Genomic DNA, 13,192 nt, shown 5'->3' with positions numbered 1-13,192 from the left:
CCTCATTCGATCCCCCCAACTGCTGCCCGGCACCGCCGCGTTGACCCTTCTGGCTTTCGCCCTGCCCGAGCCGGCGCTCGCCGCCGGGTCCGGCATGCCCTGGGAAGCCCCCTTGCAAACCATCCTGGAGTCCATCGAAGGCCCGGTCGCCAAGATCGTCGCGGTGATCATCATCATTGTCACGGGCCTGACTCTGGCCTTTGGCGACAGTTCGGGCGGGTTCCGGCGTCTGGTCCAGATCGTCTTCGGACTATCCATCGCCTTCGCGGCCTCGAGCTTTTTTCTCTCCTTCTTCTCTTTCGGCGGCGGAGCGCTGATCTGATGGAGAGCCCCACCGACATCCCCGGCTATTATGCCCCGGTCCACCGGGCGTTGATCGATCCGATCCTGCTGGCCGGTGCTCCCCGCACCATCGCCATCGCAAACGGCACTCTCGCCGCCGCCATCGGGCTCGGCCTGCGTCTTTGGCTCGTGGGCCTGGCGTTCTGGCTGGTTGGTCATCTCCTCGCGGTCTGGGCTGCCAAGCGAGATGCACAGATCGCCGAGGTGGCGCGGCGGCATCTCCGCTACCCGTCCTCGATCAGGGTTTGAGCCAATGATGCGCCTCGCCGAATACCGGTCCAAACCGGCACTTCTGGCCGATTTCCTGCCATGGGCGGCGCTTGTCGCACCGGGCGTTATCCTGAACAAGGACGGCAGCCTGCAGCGCACGGCACGGTTCCGGGGGCCGGACCTGGAGTCCGCCGCGCCCGCAGAACTGGTCGCCACATCGGCCCGGCTCAACGGCGCGCTGCGGCGGCTTGGCTCGGGCTGGGCTGTCTTCGTGGAGGCTCAGCGTATCCCGGCGCAAGACTACCCCGCCTCCGAGTTCCCCGATCCCGTCTCAGCCCTTGTCGATGCCGAACGGCGCGCGCAGTTCGAGGAAGCGGGGGCACATTTCGAGAGTGCGTATTTCCTGACGCTGGTCTGGCTGCCGCCCGCCGACGACGCGAGCCGCGCCGAAGGCTGGCTGCTGGAGAATGCCCCCGATCGCAGCACCAAACCTCAGGATTTTGTCTCCGGCTTTGTCAGCCGCGCCGGCCGGCTGATCGATCTGCTCGACGGGTTCATGCCGGAAATCGCCTGGCTCTCGGACGCCGAGAGCCTGACCTACCTGCACTCGACAGTTTCAACGCGGCGACAGCGCGTCCGCGTGCCGGAGGTGCCAATGCATCTCGACGCGGTTCTGGCCGATGACCCGTTGGTGGGTGGGCTGACACCCAGACTTGGGGCCGCACATCTCAAGATCCTGACCATCATCGGGCTGCCAAGCGCCACATGGCCCGGACTGCTCGACGAGTTGAACGCGCAGGGTTTCGAGTATCGCTGGTGCACCCGCGCGATCTGCCTCGACAAGACAGATGCCGCCCGGGTGTTCACTCGCATTCGCCGGCAATGGTTCGCCAAGCGCAAGTCGGTCGCCGCGATCCTCAAGGAGGTGATGACCAACGAGGCCTCGACCCTGCTCGACAGCGATGCGGCCAACAAGGCGGCAGATGCGGACGAGGCGCTGCAGGAGCTTGGTGCCGATGTGGCGGGTGCGGCCTATGTCACCGCCACGATCACCGTCTGGGACGAAGACCCGCGGGCGGCCGAAGCGAAGCTCAAGGCCGTAGAGAAGATCGTACAGGGGCGCGATTTTACCTGCATCCCGGAAACCCTGAACGCCCTCGAGGCCTGGCTCGGCTCCCTGCCCGGGCATCTCTATGCCAACGTCCGCCAGCCTCCGATCTCGACGCTGAACCTTGCTCACATGATCCCGATCTCGGCGGTCTGGGCGGGTCCGGACCGGAACGAACACCTCGATGGTCCACCGTTGTTCCACGGCGAGACGGAAGGCACGACCCCGTTCCGATTCTCCACACATGTGGGCGATGTCGGGCATACCCTGATCGTCGGGCCGACCGGCGCAGGCAAATCGGTTCTCATGGCCCTCATGGCGCTGCAGTTCCGCCGCTATGCCGGTGCCCAGATCTTCGCCTTCGACTTCGGTGGCTCGATCCGCTGCGCCGCGCTCGCCATGGGCGGCGATTGGGAGAACCTCGGCGAGGCGCTGGCCGATGAGGAACCAGCGGTTCAGTTGCAGCCACTGGCGCGGATCAACGAAGCGGCGGAACGCGCCTGGGCCCAGGACTGGCTCGCGGGCATCCTCGGCCGCGAAGGCGCGGTGATCGACCCGGCAGCGCGGGACCACCTCTGGTCAGCGCTGACCTCTCTCGCCTCGGCCCCGCGCGAGGAGCGCACGCTGACCGGTCTCTCGGTCCTGCTGCAATCGACCGAACTCAAACGCGCACTGAAGCCCTTCTGTCTCGGCGGCCCCTTCGGCCGGCTTCTGGATGCCGAGACGGAGGAACTGGGGTCGGCGGATATGTTGGCCTTCGAGACCGAGGGACTGATCGGCTCACCCGAGGCCCCCGCCGTGCTGGCCTATCTCTTCCACCGGATCGAGGCACGGCTCGACGGGTGCCCCACCATGATCCTGATCGACGAGGGGTGGCTGGCGCTGGACGACGCCAGTTTCGGCGGGCAGCTGCGCGAATGGCTGAAGACGCTCAGGAAGAAGAACGCATCGGTGATCTTTGCCACCCAATCGCTGGCCGATATCGACGGATCTCTCATCGCGCCTGCAATCATCGAGAGCTGCCCTACGCGGATCTTCCTGCCTAATGAACGCGCCTTCGAACCGCAGATCGCGCGTATCTACCAGAATTTCGGGCTCAACGAGCGCCAGATCGACATTGTCGCCCGCGCGACGCCAAAGCGGGACTACTACTGCCAGTCACGCCACGGAAACCGGCTCTTCTCGCTCGGGCTCGGTGCGGTGGCGCTGGCCTTCACTGCCGCCTCCTCAAAGGCCGACCAGACCGCCATTACCGAGTTGCTCGCCGACCATGGCCGGGACGGCTTCGCCGCCGCCTGGCTGCGCCATCGCGGACTCGACTGGGCGGTCGAGCTGCTTGGCAGCATCACGGCGCAACCCGCTCCAGATCCCAAATCTACCGACCAGAAGGAGATCGAGAATGACCCGCAACCCTGACCAACCTGCCCACCCCCTAAAACTCGCAGCCGCGCTGATGGTCGGCACCCTCGCGCTCACACCCACTCTACCAACACCGGCCCAGGCCTTCTTCTTCGGCGGCGGTGGGCGGATCGTCTACGACCCGCAAAACCATGCCGAAAACATCCTCTCGTCCGCGCTCGCGCTGGAGCAGATCAACAACCAGATCGCGCAAATCCAGAACCAGGCGCAAATGCTGATGAACGATGCGCTGAACCTTGCGAACCTGCCGCATTCGTCGCTGGCGCAACTCCAGGAAGCCATCGGCGAAACGCAGCGTCTGTTGGCCGATGCCCAGAGCCTCGCCTTCGACGTGGCCAACATCGAACAGGCCTTCACGCAGGACTACGGCACTGCCGCAGCGCACGACGATTTCGACGAGATGATCGCAGGCGCACGCGAGCGGTGGGAGACCTCTATCGCGGGCTTCGAGGACGCCTTGCGCGTGCAGGCCGGGGTCGTGGGCAATATCGAAGGTGCACGCACCCAGATGGACGCGCTCATCCGCGAGAGCCAGGGGGCCGTTGGTGCTCTGCAAGTGGCCCAGGCCGGGAACCAGCTCCTGGCCCTCCAATCAACGCAGATCGCCGACCTGACCGCCGCCATCGCCGCGCAGAACCGGGCCGAGGCGCTGGAAGCCGCCCGGGTCGCGTCCGCCGAGGCGCAGGGCCGTGCGAACCTCGCCCGCTTCCTCGACTATGGCGGCGGCTACTCTCCCGGCACCGTGCGCTTCTTCGGGGATTGAGCGCCATGGCTCTCGATACCCCGCGAACCCTGCGCATCGTCGCCTTCGGTGTGGGCGGGTTCGCTGCCCTCGCCACCGCTGTGGAACTCACACGGACGATCCTGCCGGAGGAAACAGGGCATGTGGTCACGGATAACGCGCTGCGCGGCACGCTCGCGCACTGCCGCGACCTGACGCCCGAAGACTACGCCACCGACACCGAATGCCGCGCCGCCTGGGAGGCGGCCCGGCAGCGCTTCTTCGATCTGGCTCCAGAGCCGGCCGGGATGGAGTAAAGCGATGGACAGCGTCAGTGTTATCGACCGGTTTCTCGAGGTCTTCGCCTCGTACATCGATTCCGGTTTCGGACTTCTCGGCGGCGACGTCGCCTTTCTCGCCACCACGCTGATCGTGATCGACATCACCCTGGCCGCGCTCTTCTGGGCCTGGGGCGCGGATGACGACATCATCGCGCGGCTTGTGAAGAAGACCATCTTTGTCGGTGTCTTCGCCTACATCATCGGCAATTGGAACTCGCTGGCCAGGATCGTCTTCGACAGCTTCGCGGGCCTTGGCCTGGTGGCGACCGGCGGCACCCTCTCCGCCGCCGAACTCCTCCAGCCCGGGCGCATCGCGCAGGTTGGGCTCGAGGCGGGTCAACCGATCCTTGCCTCCATCGCAGAGCTAACGGGCTTCGTCGCCGTCTTTGAGAACCTGATCCAGATCCTCATCCTGTTCTTCGCCTGGCTCGTGGTCCTGCTGTCCTTCTTCATCCTCGCGATCCAGCTCTTCGTCACCCTGATCGAATTCAAGCTGGCCACGCTGGCGGGCTTCATCCTCGTGCCCTTCGGCCTTTTCAACAAAACCGCCTTCATGGCCGAACGTGTATTAGGCCTGGTCATTTCCTCCGGCGTCAAGGTTTTGGTGCTGGCCGTCATCGTCGGTATCGGCTCCACCATCTTCAGCGAGTTCACCGCCGGGTTCGCGGGCGAGCCCACGATCAACGACGCCATGTCCGTGGTCCTAGGCGCGTTGGCGCTCCTCGCCCTCGGCATCTTCGGCCCCGGCATCGCAAATGGCATCGTCTCGGGCGGACCGCAGCTCGGCGCAGGCGCCGCCGTCGGTACCGGTGTCGCCGTGGGCGGGGCCGCAGTCGTCGGTGCGGCCGGGACCCGGATGGCCCTTGGCACCGTTGGCGCCGGATTGCGTGGTGCCAGTGCAGTCGGCAGCGGAACCGCCACCGCCTATCAACTTGGCACTACATCGCGCAGCAAGGCACTGGGCAAGTCCGTCGGCGGGGTGGCGGCGGTCGGCAGAACCGGTGCCGTAGCCGCGTTCAGCCCGCTCCGGCGCGCGATCTCGGACGGCGCTGGGTCCGGTGCCCGCACCGCCTATGCCGCAACCGGTGGTCAATTTGCGGGGAGCACCCTGCCCTCCCCGGCCAATGACGGCCCGCCCGACTGGGCGCGCCGGATGAAGCGCCAACAATCCCTCCAGCATGGCCTCTCGACGGCCGCCCATGCCCTCCGCTCCGGCGATCATGGCGGCGGCGGCACGGTCGTCAGCCTTTCCGAAAGGTCCTCCTGATGTTCCGCCGACCCAGCGTCCGCTATGGCACCACGCCCGAACCTGTCACGCCCTATCAGAAAGCCGCCCAGGTCTGGGACGATCGCATCGGTTCCGCCCGGGTCCAGGCCCGCAACTGGCGCCTCATGGCGCTCGGCTGCCTCGCCCTGTCGGCCGGGCTCAGCGCGGTCCTCGCCTGGCAATCGACGCGCAGCAGCATAGTCCCCTACGTGGTCGAGGTCGACAACCTTGGTGCGGCCCAAGCCGTCGCCCCGGCGCTGGCCGAGTATCGCCCGACCGATCCGCAGATCGCCTGGCACCTCGCCCGTTTCGTCGAGAATGTCCGGCAGATCCCGGCGGACCCTATCGTGCTGCGCCAGAGCTGGCTGCGCGCCTATGACTTCGCTACGGATCGCGGAGCGATTGCGCTGAACGACTATGCCCGCGTGAACGATCCCTTCGCCCTCGTCGGCGACACGCAGGTGTCCATCGAGGTCTCGAGCGTCATCCGCGCCTCGGAGACGAGCTTCCGCGTTGCCTGGATCGAGCGACGCTATGAAAACGGTCAACTCGCCGCCACCGAACGCTGGACCGCCATCCTGAGCGTCGTGATCCAGCCGCCTCGCGATGCGGAGCGTCTGCGAGCCAACCCGCTCGGCGTCTATGTCCACGCCATCAACTGGTCGAGGGAGAGCGCCCAATGAGCCGATTGCCCCCCATGCCCGTCCTTCTCCTCGCGGCCACTGCGCTCACCGCCTGCACGGGCCAACGCCCGCCCGAGATCGCCTATGATGACCAGGTCCCGGCCCTTACGCCACCGCCGGCACCACCCCCGGCCGAGGGGCCGCCCCGCCCGGTTCACACGCCCCCGGCCTGGACGCCCTCCCGCGGCGGCGATCCGGAAGCGGACACACCGGAAGCGCGCATCATCGCCGCGAATGCCGCCGCCCGGGTCGAGCCCCGACAGCAAGGCTATTACAATGCGATGCAGGTGTTTCCGTGGAGCGTGGGCGCGCTCTACCAGGTCTATGCCGCACCCGGGCAGATCACGAATATTGCACTCGAGCCCGGCGAACGCCTGACCGGTCCCGGCCCGATCGCAGCAGGCGACACCACGCGCTGGATCATCGGTGACACCACCAGCGGGTCGGGCCGCACCGAGCGCGTCCATATCCTCGTCAAGCCCACGCGCCCAGACATCGCCACCAACCTCGTCGTCAACACCGACCGGCGCACCTATCACATCGAATTGCACGCGAATGAAGAGACCTGGATGCCCAGCGTTGCATGGGCCTACCCGGAGGGGCGATCCACGCCCCGCGCCCCGATCCTCCGGCGTCCGGCGATCCCGCACGAGGCAGAACGGCACTACCGCTATGGCCTGCAGGGCGACACGCCGCCTTGGCGGCCGGTCTCGGTTTTCGACGATGGGCGGCGTGTCTATGTCGTCTTCCCGCCAGGCATCGCCCAGGGCGAAATGCCCCCGCTCTTCGTGATCGGCGCGGATGGGCGTGGCCAGATCGCCAACACCCGCGTGCTCGGCAACGTGCTGATGGTCGACCGTCTGTTCGGAGCGGCGGAGCTGCGCCTCGGCGAAAGGCAGCAACAGGTCGTCCGGATCATAAGGACCGATGGCGTCCGACGCCAGCCGAACGCCCCCCTGTCGGAGGCGGAGCGATGACACATCCGACGGAGGTGCCCGAGCGCCCGAGAAGCGAAGAGGACATCGCCCGCGAACTTCGCCTGAGGCCCGACCCACCCCGGGTGATGCGTCTGTCCCGCCGGGCCATCGCGATTGCAACGGCAGTCGGCGGGCTCGGGCTCGGCGCAATCCTGATCGTGGCGCTGCAAAGCAATCGCACGGACGGAACTCAGACCGAGCTCTACTCCACGGAACGGATCCAGGCCGCCGAAGGGCTCTCGACGCTGCCACGCGACTATGCCGACATCCCGCGTCTCGGACCGCCTCTGCCCGGTGAACTTGGCCGCGCCATTCTCGGCGCACAGGATCGGGGTCAACCCGTCCCAGCTCCGCCGCTCGCGGGCCCAGTCCCAACGACCGTCGACCCGGACGAACAACGCCGTCTTCAGGAGATCGAAACCGCCCGCCTGAGCACCCTCTTTGCCGAGGCCCAGACCGTGCCTGGTGGCGGCGCGTCGTCAGCCCCGTCCCTGCCTGCGACGGGAGCGCTGTTTCCCGCAAGCCCGAATACCGGGGCGGCGAACGACCGCGTCTCGAGCCGGGAGACCTTCCTCACGCCAACCGGAGATACGGAAGCAGTGAGCGCTGAACGCATTACGACGCCGCCCAGTCCCTACATCCTGCAGGCCGGCACCGTTATCCCGGCTGCCCTGATCACCGGCCTCCGCTCCGACCTTCCCGGCCAGATCTCGGCGCAGGTGACCTCGAACGTCTATGACAGCCCTTCGGGTCGCTACCTGCTGATCCCGCAAGGGGCACGGCTTCTGGGAGAATACGACAGCCATGTCGCGGCCGGGCAAAACCGCCTGCTCCTCGTCTGGACCCGCCTCATCCTTCCAGATGGCCGCTCCATTGTTCTGGAACGCGCGCCGGGCACGGACGGAACCGGCGCGTCCGGCCTGCAGGACCGGGTGAACAACAATTGGGGTCGTGTCCTCCTGGCCGCAGGTCTCGCCACGATCCTGAACCTCGGCCTGGAGAGCAGGGCCGACAGCGAGGATGACGTCGCCCGTGCCATCCGCGAAGCCGCACAGGACACGATCGGGCGGACCGGGGACGAGATCGTGCGACAGCAGCTCGCCGTCCCACCGACACTGACCATCCGCCCGGGCTTCCCGGTCCGCGTCATGGTCACCCGCGACCTGATCCTCGAGCCTTTGGGAGAAGTGAGATGACGAAGCTGAAGCTCGGCCCGATCCATGACGACAAGCCGGTCAAGCTGACCGTGGAGCTGCCCGCCGACGTGCACCGCGACCTCTGCGACTACGCGGCGGTCTTGGGCCACCAGACCGGCCAGGATCTGGAACCTTCGCGCCTCGTTGCCCCCATGCTTGCCCGCTTTATGTCAACCGACCGTGGCTTCGCCACAGCACGCAAGGCGGGGTCGCGGGCCAGCCGCAAGAAGCCGCCGGATGCGCAAGCGCAACCTGATGGCGAGCAGGGTTAAGCACGTTTGGTGGTAGATCCTGATGCGGATCGATTTGCACACGGATCGCACATCGGCACGCCCTACCCGCATCAAGTCCCTAAGGAGCCGGTCAAGTCCTCCAGTGGGACACTTTGCTCGGAAAACTATGGGTTTGGATGGAAGTTTCGACTGTCCCACCACGCGCTAGTCATTTGTTTCGTCGTTGTTTTTCCAGCCCCCTACGGGCTACCATTTCCCTTGCCGACCTGGATGAGGTCTCGCTGAGTGGCATACTTGGTGGTACATCGGTGCGCGCGCGACTGAGCCTGTCCGCCCAGAATAGCGGCGCAGGATCGGGGCCGTGTGTTTGGTCAGGCGCGCGCCTAGCCGACCAGCCAAAACAGCGCACCGATGGTCAGCAGCGCTATGAACGCGGTCTCCACGACCAGCAAGGCGATCGCCGGCAAGCCCACATCGACCACTTCCTTGAGCGAGGTTTTCAGGCCAACCGCGGCAATCGCAGTCAGCAGCGCCCAGCGGGACGCCTCGGTGGCAATCGCCGTGACTGCGGCGGGGAACACGCCGAAGGAATTCAGCGCCACAAGGATCACGAACGAGATCACAAAGCCCGGCAGAATCGCGGGGCGCGGGCCATCGCCATTATCCGCCCCGATGCGACGGATGATCAGGATCGCCACCAGGATCACCGGCGCCAGCATGGCCACACGGATCAGTTTGACAACGGTCGCGACCTCGCCGGTTTCTTGCGACACAGAGAAACCCGCACCGACCACCTGTGCGACATCGTGGATCGTAGCGCCCAGGAACACGCCCGCCACCTGGGCGTCAAACCCGATCGTCGTGGCCAGGATCGGATAAGCGATCATCGCAATGGTCGACAGCAGCGTTACCCCGACAACGGTAAAAACCAGCCGCTCTTCGGTGCGCTCATCGGGCGGCAGGATCGCCGAAATCGCCATGGCGGCAGAGGCGCCGCAAATCGCCACCGACCCCGCCGACAAGAATGCAAATCGTGGGCCATGGCCAAATAGGCGCGCAATGGCGAGGCCAAACAGGATGGTCGCCACAACCCCGCCGATCACGAGCAAGACAATCGACCAGCCCAATGCGGCGGCCATCTCAAAGCTGATCCGCATTCCCAGTAGCGCCACGCCGAACCGCAGCACACTGCGCGCGGAAAAGCCGATCCCCTCACGGCAATTGTCGACCTCGGATAAGAAATTCAACGCAATCCCAAAAAGCAGCGCCATCAACATCGCCGGGGCGCCATAATGGTCAGAGATGAACTGGGCGGCCAATGCGATCAGACCTGAGATCAGAAATCCAGGAAACAGCGCCCGAATATAGGCAATCCTGTCTTCAAGGTTTAGGGCCATCGAATGATCTCACCTTCATGGATTCCGCGGCAATACCTGCCTTGTGAGGGAGCTTCCGGGGCGGTGCAATACCCGATTGATTCACTCGGACAAAGTGCGCGTATCAGCGGCGTAGCCTCGGCGGATCGAATGTGCCTAGAGATCAAGTTCCAATGTTCCGCCACGCGCTTTGGCACGGGATTGGCAGGTGATGATGCTTGTTGCGCGCTGCGCCTTTGACAGGACAAAATCCCGATGCTCTACATCGCCGGCGAGCAGACCGCATTTGCAGACACCGCAGATCCCATCTGAGCATTTCAGATCTATCGGGATGCCGTTTTCGATCAGAATATCGGCAGCGGATTTGTCCTTCGGCACCTCCAATACGCGACCAGAACTTGCCAGCTTGATCTTAAACGGATGCGTTTCATATTCCGGCAAATCGGGGACGACGAAGTATTCCAGATGCCGATGGCCTTCGGGAAATCCCGCTGTCTCAGCAATCTCCATCACAGCGCGCATATAGGGTTCAGCGCCGCAGGTGTAGACATGAGCGCCATCGGAGCAGCGCAGGATCGACGGGAGATCGGCCCGTGTCCCCTCTGAGGAGACATGGAGCGTGACGCGATCCGCCCAAGGCATTGCGGCGATATCCTCAAGATATCCCATATCATCGCGAGACCGCCCCGAATAATGCAGCTCAAACGGGTTGCCCATAGCGTGCAGCCGATGCGCCATGGCAATCATCGGAGTGATACCGATCCCGCCGCCCATCAGGAAGCTCATCGGCGCGTCTTCGACCAGTGGAAAGTGATTGATCGGTCGCGAAACAAAGATTTTGCGGCCTTCATTGAAGATCCGGTGCAGCAGAGCCGAGCCACCGCGCCCATCCGCTTCACGCAGCACGCCGATCTGGTATTTGGACCGATCCGCAGGGTCACCCGACATCGAGTATTGCCGCAAAAACTCCGGCGCCACCACGATATCCAGATGGGCTCCGGCCTCCCATTCCGGCAGAGGCGACCTGTCGAGATTCTGGAGTTCGTAGATCGTGACGCCCCGGGCACTTCGTTCAGCCCGCGTGATCTCAACGCGTAAGACCGGGCTTTCGTCGAAATCGCGGGGCTTGTGCGCTGGATCTTCGCCGCGCGCCAGACGGGCCTTGTACTCCTCGGCAGTGATCATCGCCTGATAGGCCTCAATGCCCGCTTCTCGGTCCATGTGGTAGGGATAAGGATAGGGATGAGGGACCAGCGGGGCGGGATAAACAGCCAGGGTCTGATCCTCGTATTTCAGGTCCAGATCCTTTTGCAGCCCACGCGCATTCACCGGCTTTTTCGTGGGCCGGTAACCGCCATCGTCATCAATCTCCAGATCCCACCACCACTTTTTCATTGGGTTCAGATCCCCGCGATTCAGCAGATCATCGAGCTTGGCCAAAGCGGGCGCCGAGCCCGGCACCTTCATCGCCGTCCAGCGAAACAGCGCGTCGCCCAGCACGCCTTCCAGGTTCCAAGGGCAGGTCTTCATACATCGCCCGCACATCGCCCCGCCGGGCGTGGTGATGCGGTAAGTCGCGCATTTCTGGCTGTCGGATTTCCAGATCTCATAGCCATTGAACATCAGCTTGGGACCTGCGGTAATCGCGCCGGACGGGCATTCGCGGGCGCATTTCTTGCAGGCCTCGCAAAAGCTTTGCAGGCCGAAATCGATGGGCTTGTCATGGGTCATCGGCAGGTCGGTGGTCACCGCGCCTGACTTTAGACGCGGGCCGAGATAGGGGTTCAGGATCACCTCGCCAATGCGGCTGACCTCTCCCAATCCAGACAATAACAGAAGCGGAGGTTGCAGCACCTCGCCATCCATCACCGAATGCGCCTTGGCCTTGTAGCCCAGATTGCGCAATTGCCGCGCAACCACCCCGCCCAACAGCGAAAACCGCAGATAGGCGCGCATCGATTGCGCCACGCTGATCCAATCGTCGCCAGAGGCGCCTTCCATCGTATCAAAACCCTGGTCGATAATCATGCTGATCGCGTGATCATGGGGCGGGTCGATGGGCTCGCCGGCCGCATCATGGGAATACCAGGCCCAATCGGGGCATCGCGACAGGCCAACCGCATCGACGCCCAGGAAATAGCTGGTCGCCTTGACCAGGTCGGCGGCCTTTTGCGGCGCGATCGCCACTTTCTCAGGGGCGGGCTCACCATCTTGCAGCAGAACGAAGGCCCCCAAGGCACGGCGTTGTGCCGATGACGGGGCCGATTTCCGCACGTAATGCCCCCCCCTTTGCGCCGTCTTGCAGCGCCTTGCCCATATCCCCGAACTGAGCGCGCGCGAACATGTCGGTCCGCTTCGGCACGCGGGGCACGCGCGCCTCATCGATATAGGTCGTGGGGCTGTCCACGCGCCTGAGCGTCTCGAACGGATGCGCGCCATCGACAAACCGCCTTTTCGCATAGGGCCTGAGACGTTGCGGCAGCGGTGCCTCAGGCTCCAGCGGTTGGTCGGGTGCAAGTGCAAATGACGTCGTGACCGCCGCGAGGCCATAATCGGCCCCCACAAAGGGAGCGGCCCCATCGGTCCGCGTCAGGCCAGATGCCACGGCCAGCCGGTTCAAATCCACATCCGATGAACTGGCGGTATGGGCCCGCGCGTCATGACCCAAAAGACGCAAATACTGTGCGATGACAACCGCAGTTTCTGACGCCAGCATGCAGGATCGATGCGGCAGCGCATCGATGATCCACTCGGTCCCGGGTTCGGTCTCGGACGGCGCGCGCGGATGTTCATAGAGGAACACGATCGCATGGCGATGACCTTCGATCGTGGTGGGCGGCGCCTCCATCGCCTCTTTCAGATCGGCCATGATCGTATCAATCCCCGAGGCGAGCGTCTTGGTCTGACCGGTCCGCAAACTCTGAGCAAGCCGCGCGATATCGGGGTTCAGGTAAGGCCTGTTCAAAACCGCTTCATCCGGCAGGTCACAGATACCCACCATCGATGTATCGGCAAAATAGCCAAAAGATTTCAGGTGGTTGGAGCGTTCATTCAGATCGTCCGGCGTCTCGGCTTTGACCTTATTGATCAGCCCGTCCCGGATCGCATCCAACATCGCTTGATGATCCCGCATCGCATTGACGATAGATTGCGGGCGGTTGTAATGGGCAAAGGACAGCGGATGAAACGGCGCTACAGGCGACAGATCCACATGCTGCACACGCGCCAGGCGCTCAAGCCGATATGGGCCCAGGTGCATGGGCCGGTTTTTGTCCGAGAACACCCGTAAACCCATGTCTCACATCTCCGTTTGCACTGC

Annotated in this window: 11 protein-coding genes and 1 pseudogene; 10 read left to right on the top strand and 2 right to left on the bottom strand. The window is 64.5% G+C overall.

Annotated features, from left to right (window positions below):
- Window positions 1–19 precede the first annotated feature (19 nt).
- From V8J82_RS13970 to V8J82_RS13925, 10 genes are read left to right on the top strand one after another with little or no spacing between them, the layout of a single operon-like run.
- Complete coding sequence (locus V8J82_RS13970; RefSeq protein ID WP_439650071.1) at window positions 20–322, top strand: TrbC/VirB2 family type IV secretion system protein; 303 nt, start codon at window positions 20–22, stop codon at window positions 320–322.
- On the top strand, window positions 322–591 hold the full coding sequence (locus tag V8J82_RS13965; protein WP_339975976.1) for a VirB3 family type IV secretion system protein: 270 nt from the start codon (window positions 322–324) through the stop codon (window positions 589–591). The genes V8J82_RS13970 and V8J82_RS13965 overlap by 1 nt, the downstream gene beginning before the upstream one ends.
- Before the next feature lie 4 nt (window positions 592–595).
- The gene (gene trbE / locus V8J82_RS13960; RefSeq protein ID WP_339975975.1) at window positions 596–3,076 is read left to right on the top strand and encodes a conjugal transfer protein TrbE; all 2,481 of its coding nucleotides are present in this window, start codon (window positions 596–598) and stop codon (window positions 3,074–3,076) included.
- Window positions 3,060–3,842, top strand: coding sequence for a P-type conjugative transfer protein TrbJ (gene trbJ / locus V8J82_RS13955; RefSeq protein WP_339975974.1), 783 nt, complete (start codon window positions 3,060–3,062; stop codon window positions 3,840–3,842). The genes trbE and trbJ overlap by 17 nt, the downstream gene beginning before the upstream one ends.
- 5 nt (window positions 3,843–3,847) lie before the next feature.
- Entirely contained in the window at window positions 3,848–4,117 is a 270-nt protein-coding gene (gene trbK-alt, locus V8J82_RS13950) for a putative entry exclusion protein TrbK-alt (protein WP_339975973.1), read from the top strand.
- 4 nt (window positions 4,118–4,121) lie between these two features.
- A complete protein-coding gene (gene trbL, locus V8J82_RS13945; RefSeq protein WP_339975972.1) occupies window positions 4,122–5,408 on the top strand; it encodes a P-type conjugative transfer protein TrbL in 1,287 nt (428 codons plus the stop codon).
- On the top strand, window positions 5,408–6,091 hold the full coding sequence (trbF, locus tag V8J82_RS13940) for a conjugal transfer protein TrbF (protein ID WP_339975971.1): 684 nt from the start codon (window positions 5,408–5,410) through the stop codon (window positions 6,089–6,091). Before trbL ends, trbF begins: the two co-directional genes overlap by 1 nt.
- A 14-nt stretch (window positions 6,092–6,105) precedes the next feature.
- The gene (gene trbG, locus V8J82_RS13935) at window positions 6,106–7,068 is read left to right on the top strand and encodes a P-type conjugative transfer protein TrbG (protein ID WP_339975970.1); all 963 of its coding nucleotides are present in this window, start codon (window positions 6,106–6,108) and stop codon (window positions 7,066–7,068) included.
- Window positions 7,065–8,264 (top strand): TraB/TrbI/VirB10 family type IV secretion system protein, encoded by a 1,200-nt coding sequence (locus tag V8J82_RS13930; protein WP_339975969.1) that lies wholly within the window; start codon window positions 7,065–7,067, stop codon window positions 8,262–8,264. Before trbG ends, V8J82_RS13930 begins: the two co-directional genes overlap by 4 nt.
- Window positions 8,261–8,536: a DUF2274 domain-containing protein gene (locus V8J82_RS13925; RefSeq protein WP_339975968.1), complete on the top strand. Its 276-nt coding sequence runs from the start codon at window positions 8,261–8,263 to the stop codon at window positions 8,534–8,536. The genes V8J82_RS13930 and V8J82_RS13925 overlap by 4 nt, the downstream gene beginning before the upstream one ends.
- Before the next feature lie 344 nt (window positions 8,537–8,880).
- Here the strand turns inward: V8J82_RS13925 and V8J82_RS13920 are convergent, their stop codons facing one another.
- Together V8J82_RS13920 and V8J82_RS13915 are read right to left on the bottom strand one after the other, a co-directional pair.
- Window positions 8,881–9,894: a YeiH family protein gene (locus tag V8J82_RS13920; protein ID WP_339975967.1), complete on the bottom strand. Its 1,014-nt coding sequence runs from the start codon at window positions 9,892–9,894 to the stop codon at window positions 8,881–8,883.
- A 135-nt stretch (window positions 9,895–10,029) separates the two neighbouring features.
- Window positions 10,030–13,168, bottom strand: a pseudogene (locus tag V8J82_RS13915) (2Fe-2S iron-sulfur cluster-binding protein).
- Window positions 13,169–13,192: the final 24 nt, after the last annotated feature.

The sequence above is a fragment of the Gymnodinialimonas mytili genome, assembly GCF_037544085.1.
Classification (GTDB): domain Bacteria; phylum Pseudomonadota; class Alphaproteobacteria; order Rhodobacterales; family Rhodobacteraceae; genus Gymnodinialimonas; species Gymnodinialimonas mytili.
The sequence above is the reverse complement of the archived record's forward strand: the minus strand, read 5'-3'. Positions and strand labels throughout refer to the sequence as shown.